Annotated in this window: 14 protein-coding genes; 4 read left to right on the top strand and 10 right to left on the bottom strand. The window is 33.4% G+C overall.

Annotation, left to right across the window (positions count from 1 at the left end; genetic code table 11):
• Positions 1-18: 18 nt before the first annotated feature.
• The 4 genes from NNH57_RS18135 to NNH57_RS18120 form a co-directional block, all read right to left on the bottom strand.
• Positions 19-375, bottom strand: a complete 357-nt coding sequence (locus tag NNH57_RS18135; RefSeq protein WP_074405711.1) for a hypothetical protein — start codon at positions 373-375, stop codon at positions 19-21.
• Between the two features lie 197 nt (positions 376-572).
• Positions 573-1,706, bottom strand: a complete 1,134-nt coding sequence (locus NNH57_RS18130; protein WP_108808131.1) for a hypothetical protein — start codon at positions 1,704-1,706, stop codon at positions 573-575.
• A gap of 32 nt (positions 1,707-1,738) precedes the next feature.
• Complete coding sequence (locus NNH57_RS18125; RefSeq protein ID WP_108808132.1) at positions 1,739-2,617, bottom strand: sugar-transfer associated ATP-grasp domain-containing protein; 879 nt, start codon at positions 2,615-2,617, stop codon at positions 1,739-1,741.
• 83 nt (positions 2,618-2,700) lie between these two features.
• Entirely contained in the window at positions 2,701-4,278 is a 1,578-nt protein-coding gene (locus NNH57_RS18120) for a 7TM domain-containing protein (protein WP_108808133.1), read from the bottom strand.
• A gap of 74 nt (positions 4,279-4,352) precedes the next feature.
• Between NNH57_RS18120 and NNH57_RS18115 the strand changes: the two genes are divergently transcribed.
• The 3 genes from NNH57_RS18115 (at position 4,353) to NNH57_RS18105 (ending at position 8,471) form a co-directional block, all read left to right on the top strand.
• Positions 4,353-4,865, top strand: coding sequence for an RNA polymerase sigma factor (locus NNH57_RS18115; RefSeq protein WP_108808134.1), 513 nt, complete (start codon positions 4,353-4,355; stop codon positions 4,863-4,865).
• Between the two features lie 57 nt (positions 4,866-4,922).
• Entirely contained in the window at positions 4,923-5,825 is a 903-nt protein-coding gene (locus NNH57_RS18110) for a FecR family protein (protein WP_074405716.1), read from the top strand.
• 78 nt (positions 5,826-5,903) lie between these two features.
• Positions 5,904-8,471, top strand: a complete 2,568-nt coding sequence (locus tag NNH57_RS18105; RefSeq protein WP_108808135.1) for a TonB-dependent receptor — start codon at positions 5,904-5,906, stop codon at positions 8,469-8,471.
• On the opposite strand, the gene NNH57_RS18100 is transcribed toward NNH57_RS18105, so the two are convergent.
• Together NNH57_RS18100 and NNH57_RS18095 are read right to left on the bottom strand one after the other, a co-directional pair.
• Positions 8,468-8,743, bottom strand: coding sequence for a hypothetical protein (locus NNH57_RS18100; protein ID WP_074405718.1), 276 nt, complete (start codon positions 8,741-8,743; stop codon positions 8,468-8,470). The genes NNH57_RS18105 and NNH57_RS18100 overlap by 4 nt on opposite strands.
• Positions 8,744-8,748: 5 nt before the next feature.
• Positions 8,749-8,991: a hypothetical protein gene (locus NNH57_RS18095; RefSeq protein WP_074405719.1), complete on the bottom strand. Its 243-nt coding sequence runs from the start codon at positions 8,989-8,991 to the stop codon at positions 8,749-8,751.
• Between the two features lie 171 nt (positions 8,992-9,162).
• On the opposite strand from NNH57_RS18095, the gene NNH57_RS18090 reads away from it, so the two are divergent.
• Positions 9,163-9,669 (top strand): CvpA family protein, encoded by a 507-nt coding sequence (locus NNH57_RS18090; protein ID WP_074405720.1) that lies wholly within the window; start codon positions 9,163-9,165, stop codon positions 9,667-9,669.
• 55 nt (positions 9,670-9,724) lie between these two features.
• Here NNH57_RS18090 and NNH57_RS18085 read toward each other — a convergent pair whose 3' ends face one another.
• The 4 genes from NNH57_RS18085 to NNH57_RS18070 all read right to left on the bottom strand — a co-directional run bounded on the left by NNH57_RS18085 (position 9,725) and on the right by NNH57_RS18070 (position 14,457).
• Positions 9,725-11,614: a SulP family inorganic anion transporter gene (locus tag NNH57_RS18085; RefSeq protein WP_074405721.1), complete on the bottom strand. Its 1,890-nt coding sequence runs from the start codon at positions 11,612-11,614 to the stop codon at positions 9,725-9,727.
• Between the two features lie 97 nt (positions 11,615-11,711).
• The gene (locus tag NNH57_RS18080; protein WP_074405722.1) at positions 11,712-12,344 is read right to left on the bottom strand and encodes a carbonic anhydrase family protein; all 633 of its coding nucleotides are present in this window, start codon (positions 12,342-12,344) and stop codon (positions 11,712-11,714) included.
• 103 nt (positions 12,345-12,447) lie between these two features.
• Positions 12,448-14,004, bottom strand: a complete 1,557-nt coding sequence (locus tag NNH57_RS18075; RefSeq protein ID WP_074405723.1) for a SulP family inorganic anion transporter — start codon at positions 14,002-14,004, stop codon at positions 12,448-12,450.
• A gap of 123 nt (positions 14,005-14,127) precedes the next feature.
• A complete protein-coding gene (locus NNH57_RS18070; protein ID WP_132065956.1) occupies positions 14,128-14,457 on the bottom strand; it encodes a hypothetical protein in 330 nt (109 codons plus the stop codon).
• Positions 14,458-14,532 lie beyond the last annotated feature (75 nt).

Genomic DNA, 14,532 nt, shown 5'->3' with positions numbered 1-14,532 from the left:
TTGTTCTCGATGCTGTACTTATACGATATACCTACTTACCAAAAAATAACTTACAATAGCTTCTTTCATCAAAACAGATTGTTCACCTGCTTTAAGACTAGGTAATTGCTCTTTAATCTTATAATGCGGCCAACCATCATCATCATAATAATCAAATTCATAATAACCATAGGGCTCTAAAAGTCGACATATTGCAATATGCATTAAATCTAATTTTTCGTCTTTTTTAAACTTCCGGTGTAATTGACCCAATTCTTGTACTCCTATTAGATATATAATCCCGTCGAGATCTAAATCTTCTCCGTCTGCAAACTGATCCGACAGTTTTTTTACCAGGGTCTCCCAGCGTTCTTTTAGTTTTTCGTCTCTTGCCATTGTCCTTACTCAATTATAGTTGTCAAATCTACTTTTAGATATTTTTAATAAGAGTTCACTTTTAAACTGGATAAGTTAGATTAATAGTTCGAATACTGCCTATCCTAATTTTACTAGCTTGATCTTATTAAAAAGTTAAGCGCTACAAAAGTAACGCTTAACCGAAAAAAACTAACAATAAATAAAAGGGAATAATGTTATAATTCCCATAGAACGCCTATTCCTGCATATTGATTTCTATAATTTCTGAAAGAACGGGCGTCTATATCTGTATAATTTGTACTCCTTACTCTAGAATATAGTGTTGCGGTTAATGAAAACCCGTTTCCTATTTGATGTGAAGCATTAAGATGAAAATTTGCATATTGATATTTCAAATTTTCTCCTATTGCTATCTCGGTATTTCTGGCTTCAATTTCTTTGTATTTTCTGGTAATAAATGATAGAGAGGCTCGTACTTTGGTTATTTTGTTTTTATACCTCATATTGATTCCCGGTCCAAACTGATTAAATCCAGAACGCCCAGTAGAGTTATCGATCCTTGCGTAGTACACAAAATTGGGCTTTATTTTAAACTTTTCGCTAAACGGTAATTCATAAAACAAACCTCCTTTTATATAGTCCCAATCTCTTTCACCATCTGTATCTATTTCGCTAGCATTAAAAGTATCATACTTTCTTTTTTTGAAATATGTATTTACCTTTATCTTGTGCTCTAATCGATTTACGGTAAAGGATTGAACACTGGAGAATTGAATTCCGAACTCATCAAATTGTAGATCCCTTACTCCAAAAGCATCAAAATTTTTAAAGTTATAAAACCCTTCTAATGTCATTTCATTAGCATTAAAAGGCATAAGCTTTATTCCTGTGGTAGCTCCATAGTTTGTATATCCCAATGGGTTAATCAATACATCCTGATCTCCGCCCAAACCTTCTCTATTCATTCGCCTAAATCTAACTTCGGCCAAAAAAGTAGTTTTTTTAGTAAATCTGTGATCATATTTTGCTCTTGTATCCAAGCTCCAATAACTATCATCAAAATTCTCATAGAATAGTCTTGAAAAAGGATTTAAAGACAACCTTATTCTGTTTTTTTTCCATTTATAACGGTACTTATAATTGATTGAGATATCTTGATAAATGCCACTTGATATCAAATCCTCTTTTGAAAGTACACTATCATTCACTCTTACTTCTTTAGGGCTTTTAAAATAGTTGTATTCATACCCTCCCTGCGTTTCGATATCAAAAGTGTTTTTACTTTGCGAAAAGCCTATAGCGTATATAAATACGATGAGTACAGCAAGTATTATATTTCTGTTTTCCATTACAATTTTTCTTCTTTTGTTTAATGCGTTATTTAAATAGCCTGTTTTATCACTTCTTTTAATCCGGTTTTATTTACTAGTTGAATCCCAAGGCCAGGTCGAACATTGATTTCCATAATTTGCGGACCCTTATTTTTATCGATCACAATATCAATCCCCAGATAGTTTAGTGGAAATGCCTTAGCCGTTGCTATAGATATTTCCAAAATTTCTTTCCAGTATGGTATGGGGGTACCATTAACCAAAAATGTACTATCCGGGTGATGATTGCTATATTGTTTGCCATCATATACTTCTAATAATCTTCCTCCTTTCATGTCGATACCTATACCTACTCCATTTTGATGAAGATTCGCTTTACCATCAGACCTATCTGTGGGCATTCTTAACATTCCCATTAATGGTGTTTTATTAAGTGTTATGATTCTGAAGTCGGGTACTCCCTGTGGATATATCTCATGAAAAAAAGGATGTGGCTCTATACATTCTTCGATAAGTACCCTGTCGTGAGAACCTAACGAAAAGAATCCCATAATTATAGATGCCATATGTTGAAATACTTCTCGATCGGTAATCATTTCACCGTTGCATATCCAATTATCTTTCTTATTCTTTTTAAGAATTTTAATACCGCCACCGCCACAACCATTTGCTGGTTTTATTGCTACAGAAGGATAATGTTTGCAGGATTTCCATGCTTCTTTAATATCACTATTATATTCGATTACTGCATAGGTTTCTGCACAAGGGATATTGTATTGATGTAATATTTCTTTGGTAAGTACTTTATCATCGGCTAAGGGATAATGCCTCTTCGGGTTATTGGGATAAATAAGCTTTATGTTTCTTTCATTCAAACCAATTACGCCAGATGCTGCGGTCGATTTCTTATTGAAAATTATTGAGAACATATTTATATTTTTTAGTATTATCTTTTTTGTTTGCTATAGAAACAGGTGAATGTTTATATACCCTACCAAAAAAAGATGGTTTTTTATTTTTCTGCTTTCAAAAGAGGCTTGAACCTAAATAATTCTACCCATCGTATCCCAATATATCTCCCTAATAATGTGGACAATGCTATTATTAAAAGAGCTATTTCTGGAAATAAAACCAAAACAGATGGTAACCATGACCAGGAGAGTATGAGATAAGAAATTGATGTAGCTATTAATGTTTGGAACAATTTATCGATAGCTTTTAGATATCCATCTTCAAGAGTAGAGCGTGAGAAGCGTTCTGCCGAAATGGTAAGGATAATGATAGGGAAGAATGTTAATTTGGTAAGCCACTCTATGTTATTCTTAACCCCAAAATGTGTTGCCAAAAGGATCACAGATACCATTGTAGTAAGTGAGATCACCACTTTTGGAGTGTATAACAATCCTAGTTTATCAAAAGGATATGATATTAATCCAATAAACATAATAAGTCCCACAAAAATTGCAATCCCAGAGATAAAACCTGTATGCAATAAAGAAAAGGCTATCAATACAGGTAGGAATACTCCAAAAGTTTTTAATCCAACAATATTTCTTAAAAAAGCAACCAAAAATCCCCCAATAGGCAGTAATAATAAAAGATGTAAAGCTCCTGTTGGTATTATATTTTTATCGATCAAATGCCAAAGAGAAAAACCTGGTAGATTATGAATTTCTTCAGAATTCATTTTTAAAAAAGAAATATGATGTACCTGTTCCATCTTATAGGTATAATCAAACTGAATGCCCGCAGTATGCGTAATTAAAGATTTATCTCCTCGATAAAGCTCTAAGTAATTGGCAGGTAAAAACCCAAAATGATTATTTAATGCATCAAAAGGAACCCATGTTTCATTAATCAATACTTCTACCCAGGCATGCGACGTTCTTTTATCTGTATTTTCTACAATAATCCCTCCTTTTATTCTTGCAGGATATCCCAAGTTTCTACTTAGTGCTACAAATAATCTACTTTTTCCATTGCAAGAGGCTCTATTCTGTTCGATTGTAGTTACAGCATCTGTGAGTGTAATGATTGGCGCCGAAGGAATAGCATATACATACTCAAAAATATTTTTGATTACTTCTCTGTCATTTTTAGTGTTTTGTCTTAGTTGAGTTGCTAATTCATTAATAACTTCATTATCAGATTGGATATTTTCTGTAGGTTTAAGATATTTTCTATACTTGCCCGATGCAACATTAAAGGCTTTTGGGATTCTAAAATTTCTATCTTTTCCTTCGAAAACAAATTCATAATCTACAGAATGATATGTATTTCTCTCACTGGTGTTCCAAATTGCTCTTATATTTTCGCCAATTTCTTCTTTCTTAACAAAAGACAGAGTACTGTCATTTTTGATATTTTCATTAGAAATTCTTTGTCTCGAGTTGCTACTGGGGATATATGTTTTTAATGAAATGTTTTTATCTGCTGATTTAAAAAAGAAGCTGTAGTTTACTTTATACACTTTTTCAGGATTAAAATTGTCATAATTATTGAGAATTGGTTTTATTTTAAACCCTATTGCGATTATGGCAATTATTGAAATTATAGTTAATGCGATTTTAAGATTTGTTTTCGAATTCATAATCAGCTATTTTTGGATTAATAACAGGTAGGAACCGTTTCACCCTACCTCGAATCGAAAAAAATTCTTTTTTTATGACCCAATCCTCAAAATCTGTTTGTGAACAACTTGTATTCACCAAGCTATTCGAGACACATGCTGAGGATATAAGAAATTTTATTTACTACAAATGTGGGGATAAGGAACAAGCAGAAGATGTAATGCAAGAGGCATTTATAAAACTCTGGGATAACTGTAAAAAGGTAATCTTTGAGAGAACTAAAGGCTTTTTGTGTACCGTTGCTAATAACTTATTTTTAAATCAAGTTGCTCATAAGAAGGTAAGACTAGAATATGCGAAAATACCTCGTAGCACCAAAAATATCGAGTCTCCGGATTATGTAATGGAAGAAAAGGAATTCATGGATAAGCTTCAGAATGCCATTTCCGAACTTTCTGATGGCCAAAGAGAGGTTTTTCTACTGAATAGAATTGATAAAAAAACATATAATGAAATTGCCGAAATGCTAGACATTTCGGTAAAAGCAGTAGAAAAAAGAATGCATAATGCATTAAAACAATTAAGAAAATTGGTTAAAAATATATAAAAGACGGTAGGGTATTTTACACCTTAGCTGTTATTCTCCTGATACAAGGTAGAAATTATGCTCGACGAAAAGGAAAATACATATCTGGCAAAGTGGTTAAATAACGATCTTAGCCCCGAAGAATTGGAAGAGTTAAAAAAGCTTCCCGAATATGACGATTATAAAAAAATCGTAGAAGGGCTAACCTATTTTAAAGCCCCTTCTTTTGATCTACAACCCTCATTAGCAAAAACTTTAGGCAAAATTTATCGGCCCAAAAAGGCAAAGGTGATTAACCTAAAGCCAATCGTATATACTTTTACAGCAGCAGCCTCTATAGTATTAATTATTGGGCTTTTCTTTAATACGGTGAGTTATACAGCAGATCCCGCACAACAATTGGCTGTTGTTTTACCCGATGGAAGCTCTGTTGATCTTAATGCTGCATCAACGCTTACTCATCGACGCTTTTTCTGGTCTCAAAATCGAAAAATCACATTAGACGGAGAAGCGTATTTTAAAGTAGCTTCTGGTACTAATTTTACAGTGGCCACCAAATTAGGGAAAATCGAAGTTTTAGGAACTCAGTTTAATGTAAAGAGTAGAACTACCGAATTTAGTGTAGCTTGCTATGAAGGAAAAGTTCGAGTGTCGACACAAGATAACCAACAAAAGGTATTACAAAAAGGAAATGGTGTTTCGTTAAAAAACAAAAAACTTATAGATGAAACCGTAACAAATCAGGAACCCTTGTGGAAAAAAGGAGAGAGCATTTTTAATAGTGTTCCATTAATACATGTATTGGATGAATTAGAGAGACAATATGATATAACTTTTAGCCGTGATAAAATTAATCAGAATCAGTTGTTTACAGGTGGGTTTAATTATAATGATCTAAGTATTGCCCTAGAATCAGTACTAGTTCCTATGGGGATAGAATATGTAGTTAACGGAACTACTGTTTTACTATCGGCACCCTAGTTTCAGAAATTAATCAATTCGCACATTAATTATTTAAGAATCTTAACGTTTTAGAATTCTCTAAAACCCAACTATACAATGAAAAAAACTCTGCTACTCTTACTTTTATGCACCTGTTCTTTACAAGCACAAATCACCAAAAACTACAATGAGGCACCTTTACAACAGGTACTTAACGAGTTATCAGAATCGTATGATCTCATTTTTTCATTCAGTAATGAAACCGTAAAAAACAAGATCATTACATTGGCTATTAACAATACTCCGCTGGACGAGGTTTTGACTACTTTAAAAACACTAACTCATCTTAATTTTAAAAAAATATCAGATAGGCAGGTGGTTGTTAGTTCTCCCGGCAATAAAGTTGAAGTTTGTGGATATCTCTTCGACGAAACTACCAACGAACCTCTCTCCTATGCCTCTATAAGTATTGAAAGTACAAAAACAGGTACAATTGCTAATGATGATGGTTTTTTTCAGTTAGGAACTATCGACCAGAACGCATCGATCACCATACAGTATGTTGGTTATAAAGACAAAGTGATGAAAGCTTCTTCTTTTAAAGCTTCAAGTTGTCCCAGAATTCCACTTTTTATCCAAAGTACCTCTTTGGCAGAAGTGCTTATTGTAGAATACATTACTACCGGAATTGACAAAAACATTGACGGCTCATTTAGAATTTCGAATGAAGAAATTGGCATTCTTCCTGGTCAAAGCGAACCTGATATTTTTCAAAGTATCCAACTTATTCCCGGAATAAACAGTCCCGACGAAACCGCAACAGGAATACAAATTCGAGGAGGGTCACCAGATCAGAATCTGGTACTTTGGGATGATATAAAAATGTATAACACTGGTCATTTCTTCGGAATGTTTTCTGCTTTTAATCCTAATGTAGTTAAAAGTGCCAAAATCTTTAAAGGAGGTGCAGATCCAAAATATGGTGATAGAGTATCGGGCGTTATTGATATTTCTAGTGATAAAAAAGTGCCGAAAAAATTTAATGGTGGTGCAGGAGTCAATGGTACTCATGCAGATGTTTTTATGAAAGTTCCTGTGGCAAAACCTGTAGGTTTGGTACTTTCTGCTAGACGATCTTATACCGATATTTTTGAAACTCCAACCTATAATGCGCTTTCTGAAAAAGTATTTCAGAATACAAAAATAGTTGAGAACCCCAATCAAACACCTGTTACAGGTGAAGAAGAGGATGACGATGAAGAAGAACGGGAAGAAGCAATTGCCGAAAATAATTTTTTCTTTTATGATGCCAGTGCCAAACTAATTATTGACGCTTCAGAAAATGACAAAATTCTAGCGAGTACCATTTATACCAACAATGATCTTGCTTTCGAAATTAACGATGAAGAAGATTTGATTACCGATGATCTTGAAATTCAAAATAAAGGAGCTAGTCTTTCCTGGGAAGGTACTAAACTAGTGCATTTTCATCATAGTTTAAAAGCATATTATTCTAAGTATGATTCTGATTACTTGTTTACCGAAAGGCAAGAATTACAAATAGAAAGACAATCGGTTAGAAAGAATACCGTAGAAGATGTTGGATTAGATTTTAATATCACATATGATCTTAACACCAAAAACTCACTCATGCTGGGATACCAATTTTCTAATAGTGAAGTGTCTTATGCAATCACAAGAGAAGCTGAATTTGAAACACCGATAAACGAGTCAGACAGAGTAAAAAACAATGCAAATACTATATATGCAAGCTATAAGTTTTTACCAAAAAACAAGAGTTTTATCAATCTTGGAATAAGAACATCCCATTATTCAATAATCGATCAATTCTATATTGAGCCCAGAGTAAATATTGAGTATCCTATTACTAATCTTTTAAGAATAAAAGCAACGGGAGAACTTAGATATCAACCAATAAGTCAATTAATCGAGTTTGAAGACACCCAGCTTCGCCTGGAAAATAATTTATGGATACATGCCAATCAAGAAGTTCCTGTATTAAAAAGTACTCAGTTTTCTACAGGGCTATTATTTTCTAAAAAAGGTTGGAATTTTGAGGTTGATGGTTATTATAAAAATATTGATGGTCTAACATCGGTCACCAACGGATTTAATACTATTAATAGTGATTTATCTACAGGAGAAAGTATAATTTATGGAATCGATGTATTACTAAAAAAGAAGTTCGAAAATTTTCGAACCTGGATAGGATATACTTTTAACGATATCAAATATACTTTTCCTGAAATACAGGAAATCTCTTTTTCTGGGAATAACGACATCACTCATAATTTTAGAATTTCTAATACATATGAAATCAATGATTGGGAATTTTCTTTGGGTTGGTTATGGCGATCTGGAACTCCTTTTACCAATGCTGATCTTGTAAACGATGAGATTGAATATGGAGCTGCCAATGCAAAGCGTTTACCAGAATATCATAGGTTAGACATCTCTGCCATTTATCGATTTGATTTCAACAAAACTAGTAACTGGAGAGGGCAAATAGGAGTTTCAATACAAAATGTATATAATAGACAAGTGCCTATCTCTATAAGTTATAGGGTAGATGATAATGCAACTACCGGAGAAATAGAATTAGATAGATTGCAGCAAGAATCCTTAGGAATTACTCCTAATGTAGTTTTAAGAATCTATTTTTAAGTGTTTTTAATGACTTGCAGAACCTCATCCCGATGTAATAATCGCATCAATATTATTTCCTGTTCTGATGTTATAATTCCTACCAAATAGTAAAACCCTATACCCATCTTGTATGCCTTATCATTACCATTTATTTTTTTGAAATGAGGTACATCATTTACCCTTTTGGCAGTTTTTAATGATTCCAGAACATGTTTCACCTTATGTCGTAACGAAACATCTTTAACGCTTTTAAAATCTTTTGCAAATTGTGAAGAGGTTTTTAGTACCATATCTGCTAGGAATTAAATAATTCTTCTTCACTTACTGTAGATTCTGCATTTGCCTTTTGCATTAAAAGCAATAATCCCAAGTCTTCCTTTTGATCCAGAGACAGTGAATCCATTTGTTCCTTTTGTTTTTGTTCTATATAATGGATGATGGCCTTTTCCATAATTTTTTTTACGCTAGATCCCTCTATTGCTGCTATAATCTTAAGTTTAGGGATTATTTGCTCATCAATATCAATTATTTTTCTCATTGTATATATTATATATATAATATGCTAAATATATAAAAAATTTAAATATCATCTTTTTAAGAATATCATTTATCAAAACAAATTCTGGTAGGAGTAGATCTTACAAAGCAAAATTGAATGTGCACTTATACACAGAAAGAATTATATTTGAGATTCAATAATCATTTATTAATGAATTACATCGATATTATTTTAGGAATTCTTTTGTTATGGGGTTTAATAAAAGGATTTAGTAAAGGATTGTTTTCCTCATTAGCATCTCTTGTTGCTCTTATAGTGGGTATCTATATTGCTGTTCACTTCTCCCATATTGTTGGAGGATATTTTCAACAATATGTAAATTGGCAAGAAGGAGCTATGAAATTAGTAGCTTTTGCTATAACTTTTATTGTAGTAGTTATTCTTGTTTCTTTGGCTGGTAAGATTCTTACCAAAATAGCAGATTATGCTGCATTAGGTATTTTAAATAAGCTCTTAGGCGGTGCTTTTGGAGTGCTTAAAATGGCATTTATAGCTAGTGTTATTATTATTTTTGTCGATGCCTTAAATAGAAATATTACAATCATCGAAGAAGAAACGCTTAATTCTTCTGTATTATACACTCCTGTTCGCAAATTGGCGCCAATGATATTACCTAATATCCTGAAAAATGCTGACAAGAAAGAACAAGAGGTTTAATAGTACAAGAAGATCCAAAAAAAGCTGGATCTTCCTGTACTATGTCTTAATGTTTTTAATCTTCATCAAATGAAATGCTCGATACTGTATCTTCTACGATATTTCCTAAATAGGCGATACAGGAATCAAAATCTTCAAATATGCAGGTTGAAGGAACCAAATCTGGAATGATATCAATTCGTTCCATCATATATCTTGGTTGACTCAGTAATCCTACAAAAAGAACTTTGATGTCCTTTTGCTGTAAATCCATAATCATTTCTTCCATTGCATATAGACCAGATTGATCCATATATTGCATACGATCTAAACGCATAATTACAACAGAAGAGGTGTCAGGGATCTGAGCGGCCAATTGCTGAAAATCACTCGTAGAACCAAAGAATAATGGTCCCTTAAGGTGTTTGATAAAAACTTCCTCTTTTAATTTAACAGGGAAGCCTTTTTCATCTTTCCACGCTTCTTCTTCTTTAAGTGGTTTTACATCAGAACGCTCTGCGGTAAGATCTCCAATTTTTTTCATAAACATAAGCGATGCTATCACCAATCCGATTCCAACTGCATAAACCAGATTCCAGAAGGTAGATAGTACCAACACGATTAACATAACCAATACTTCAGAACTTAGTTTAATCGGTCCTACTTTGATATCTCTTGGTAAACTTGGTATTGCTTTTAATCCTTTATAATCCATTACACCAATCCCTACAGTAATCAATATTCCTGCAAGTACTGCTGCGGGTATTTTTGAAGCTACCGGGGCAAGTCCCATCATCACAATAAACAATACTAACCCGGCAATCATTCCTGACAATTTAGTTTTACCTCCAGAATTAATATTTACCACTGTTCTAATAGTGGCACCAGCACCAGGAATACCTCCAAACAATGCTGCAATACTGTTTCCTATTCCTTGTCCTATTAATTCTTTATTAGGTTTATGTTTGGTTTTGGTCATATTATCTGCCACTACACTAGTCAATAACGAATCTATCGCTCCTAATAGCGCCAATGTAAGTGCTGTAAAAATATAGGGAGTAATACTAGCAAGACTAAATCCGGTAAATATTTCCCATTTAGGAATAGGTAATCCGCTTGGAATTTCTTCTATCGGTCTATAGTCTAATCCAAAACCATAAGCAATACCAGACATCACTACCAGTGAAACCAGAGTGCTTGGTACTGCTTTGGTAATACGTTTAAAACCGTAGATAATAATAATAGTACCAATAGCCAGCAATAGCTCTAACCAATTGATGTTTCTCATAACTCTTGGAAGAACTTTAATAGCTCCTAAAGCACCTGAAGCTTCTTTTGCTGCCAGGGTTTGAGATTCTTGTAGAATATCATTCTGCGTAATTTTTTCTGCTCTTGAGATGGTTTCTTTAAAGTCTTCGAGTACCAAAATATCTTCTGCAGCTTCTTCTTTAAGAATATTTTCGAGGATTACTTCTTCTGCCTCTGGTTTGAATTGAGTTACAAATTCTGCATCTTCTTTAGGATAATATCCAAATGATGGTAATATCTGAGTAAGCAGAATGATGACACCAATTGCTGTCATAAATCCAGAGACTACAGGATATGGAATATATCTAATATATTTTCCTAAACCAATAGCTCCTAATCCTATTTGCATCAATCCACTCAACAAAAAAACTGTTAAGATTGCCGGAAGGGCTTTTTCAACACTACCATCATTGGCAGCAATAATTCCAGCGATAACTACCATACTTACCGCAGTCATTGGAGCAGTCGGACCTGAAATTTGTGTGTTTGTACCACCAAAAAAAGCTGCAAAAAAACTAATAAAAATAGCACCATACAATCCAGCTGTTGGCCCTAATCCTGATGACACTCCAAAGGCCAAAGCCAAAGGTAATGCAACAATACCTGCGGTTAATCCGCCAAAGGCATCTCCTTTCAAGTTACTGAAAAATCCTTTCATCGATATATTCTGGTTTTTGTTAAAACTTTCTAAAAAATACTAAAAAAATACCGACACTTAGTAGCATCGGTATTATTTTAATAAAATTTTAGGAGTACTATCCTTCAAAAAACTTGACACTTCCGTCACTAATATTGTACATACCGCCAATAATCTTAATTTCATTATTCGCTTCCATCTCACGAAGTACTTCACTTTGGCTTCTTATATTATCGATGGTCATCTCTACATTTTTTACAGCTACTTCATTAACAAAATCAATATTTTTAGAAGTTCTTTCAGCAGGAGCAGCTGGTTCTGAAACCGCGGCAACTGCAGGCTTAATTTTACTTAATAAAGCAGTAAGATTTCCTAGTTTGGCATCATCACATGCTCCCTTTACGGCTCCACATGCGGTATGTCCTAATACTACAACTAGTTTTGTTCCTGCAAGCTTACAGGCAAACTCCATACTACCCAGAATATCTTCATTAACAAAATTACCAGCCACACGAGCGCTGAAAATATCTCCTATTCCCTGATCAAAAATTAATTCTGAAGAAACTCTTGAATCTATACAACTAAGGATCGTAGCAAAAGGATATTGTCCCCCTTTAGTATCACTTACCTGATCTAAAAGATTTCTATCTGCCATATGCTTATGCTGAAACCTTTGATTTCCTTCTTTAAGCATCTGTAATGCAGTTTGCGGAGTAATTGCGGCCTGTGTTTCTTTAGTATGTGCTTTCATGTATTATATTTTTATTATTTACTATTGTGTGATAAAATTTACCATCTCATATTTTAGTTAACTTAAACCTGTTTATAGATGGCTCATTTCTTTGTTTAAAAAATTATGCAGTTTTAGATCTAAGCTTAAAAAACTTTATGTAACTCTCTGGGTTTTCTACGATTCCTCTTTCTGAAATCAGATTGATATCAATATTTTTGTTTCTTGCTTTTTCAGAAAAATCTTCCAGAATTTCTACGATATCATAATCCAGAAAACGTGTTTTTCTAACATCCAAGGTAAGATAAGTATCTTCTGGCAAACTATCAAGTTCTTTTAAAATGGCTCCTTTATTGAAAAATGTCACCTCTTCGGCAAGAGTCATTTTTATCTTATGTTTTCCATTACTTTCATCTTCTATATGTAAGAAATGTGAGTTTTGATAGCTCTTAAACAAAATTACTACAACTCCTACCATCAATCCTAGTCCGATTCCCCATAACAAATCGATAAAAACTATACCTAAAACAGTAACAATAAAAGGTACGAATTGTTTCCAACCAGATTTCCACATAGTGGCAAAAGTAGCAGGTTTAGCCAGCTTATATCCTACAATTAATAATATAGCTGCTAATACAGAAAGAGGAATAAAGTTAAGTAGCTTTGGAATAGCAATTACCGAAATTAACAGAAAGAACCCGTGAACAATTGCAGAAAACTTTGACTTACCTCCAGATTGGATATTTGCAGAACTACGAACAATTACCTGTGTAATAGGTAACCCACCTATAAGTCCCGAAATGATATTTCCTGTTCCTTGGGCCAATAACTCTCTATTTGTTGGAGTAACTCTTTTTTCGGGATCAATTTTATCTGTAGCTTCTACACAAAGTAACGTTTCTAAGCTTGCTACCAGAGCAATAGTAAAAGCGATTAACCACACATCTCCTTGCGTAATTACTTCGAAATTAGGAAAACTAAATTGCCCTAAGAAACTAGATATATCTGATGGGATTGGCACATTTACCAAGCTTTTGGGGTTAATCCCAAAAGTTCCTGATGAACCAAGTATTTTGTAAAATACAATTCCTACAACAACAGCAACTAAAGGTCCTTGTATTAATTGGAATATTTTTGCCTTTTTAGTAAGTACATTACTCCAAAGAATTAGTATTCCCAAACCTATCAAGGCAATAAGGGTGCTCCCTATGCTTAAATCTAATAAAGAATTAAAAATCTGCTCAAAAGCACCTTCTCCCTTTCCTGGAATATATCCAAAGAAATATGGGATTTGTTTCAGGATAATAATAATTCCTATACCTGTAAGCATTCCTTTAATTACAGAAGAAGGAAAATAATATCCTATTATTCCTGCTTTTAATAATCCCAATACTATTTGAATAACTCCTCCCAGAACAACGGCAACCAGAAAGTTTTCGAAACCTCCTAACGATCCGATCGAGGTCAATACAATAGCAGCTAATCCAGCAGCTGGTCCACTCACTCCAATTTGAGAACCACTTAAGGCTCCTACCACAATACCTCCAATGATTCCTGCAATCAATCCAGAGAACAAGGGAGCTCCACTGGCTAAGGCAATACCTAAACATAACGGTAATGCCACAAAAAATACGACAATACTTGCCGGTAAATCATTTTTTAATGTTTTAAAAAAACTCATAGCAATAATAATTCAATTTGTATTTAACATAAGTGTTAGTGTAATAAAAAAATTACCAAAAGAATGAAAAGACCCTTTACTCATGTAAAGCATCAATATTCAAAATTGGTGTCGATATATACCTTATGAAATTTCTGGAGGAGGGGTTTTCTGTTCTAGATAAACCGAAGTATTATGCGCATAAAAATAAGAGTACAAACTAATATATAACTCAGCCAACCCTGCTTGGTTTACCATGTTTTCCTGATAAATTTTATCTTTTTCTTTTTTATCCTCTTTTTCTGAGTTATCATTTTCTTTGGATTCAGATTTTTCTTCAGAGTCATCTATACCCAAAATCATGGAAGTATTTTCTTTATTATACAGGTCAAATAACTCTATACCATAATTGGCCATACTTATAATGAAGCCAAAAAGGATTAGAAATTTTGCTATTTGAAGTTTGATAATCACTATAGGGCAATTTTAGAAAGCAAAAATAACAGTATTGCTTTCAAATGTTGTTAATGTATTGCAAATTTTATTGAT

This window comes from Aquimarina spinulae (assembly GCF_943373825.1).
Classification (GTDB): Bacteria; Bacteroidota; Bacteroidia; order Flavobacteriales; family Flavobacteriaceae; genus Aquimarina; species Aquimarina spinulae.
The sequence above is the reverse complement of the archived record's forward strand: the minus strand, read 5'-3'. Positions and strand labels throughout refer to the sequence as shown.

Excerpts from the sequence above, each read along its gene's own strand:
- NNH57_RS18100 (WP_074405718.1), bottom strand. The coding sequence starts at position 8,743 with ATGGTACTAAAAACCTCTTCACAATTTGCAAAAGATTTTAAAAGCGTT.
- NNH57_RS18125 (WP_108808132.1), bottom strand. The coding sequence starts at position 2,617 with ATGTTCTCAATAATTTTCAATAAGAAATCGACCGCAGCATCTGGCGTA.
- NNH57_RS18120 (WP_108808133.1), bottom strand. The coding sequence starts at position 4,278 with ATGAATTCGAAAACAAATCTTAAAATCGCATTAACTATAATTTCAATA.
- NNH57_RS18115 (WP_108808134.1), top strand. The coding sequence starts at position 4,353 with ATGACCCAATCCTCAAAATCTGTTTGTGAACAACTTGTATTCACCAAG.
- NNH57_RS18085 (WP_074405721.1), bottom strand. The coding sequence starts at position 11,614 with ATGAAAGGATTTTTCAGTAACTTGAAAGGAGATGCCTTTGGCGGATTA.
- NNH57_RS18095 (WP_074405719.1), bottom strand. The coding sequence starts at position 8,991 with ATGAGAAAAATAATTGATATTGATGAGCAAATAATCCCTAAACTTAAG.
- NNH57_RS18130 (WP_108808131.1), bottom strand. The coding sequence starts at position 1,706 with ATGGAAAACAGAAATATAATACTTGCTGTACTCATCGTATTTATATAC.
- NNH57_RS18110 (WP_074405716.1), top strand. The coding sequence starts at position 4,923 with ATGCTCGACGAAAAGGAAAATACATATCTGGCAAAGTGGTTAAATAAC.
- NNH57_RS18090 (WP_074405720.1), top strand. The coding sequence starts at position 9,163 with ATGAATTACATCGATATTATTTTAGGAATTCTTTTGTTATGGGGTTTA.
- NNH57_RS18080 (WP_074405722.1), bottom strand. The coding sequence starts at position 12,344 with ATGAAAGCACATACTAAAGAAACACAGGCCGCAATTACTCCGCAAACT.
- NNH57_RS18105 (WP_108808135.1), top strand. The coding sequence starts at position 5,904 with ATGAAAAAAACTCTGCTACTCTTACTTTTATGCACCTGTTCTTTACAA.
- NNH57_RS18135 (WP_074405711.1), bottom strand. The coding sequence starts at position 375 with ATGGCAAGAGACGAAAAACTAAAAGAACGCTGGGAGACCCTGGTAAAA.
- NNH57_RS18075 (WP_074405723.1), bottom strand. The coding sequence starts at position 14,004 with ATGAGTTTTTTTAAAACATTAAAAAATGATTTACCGGCAAGTATTGTC.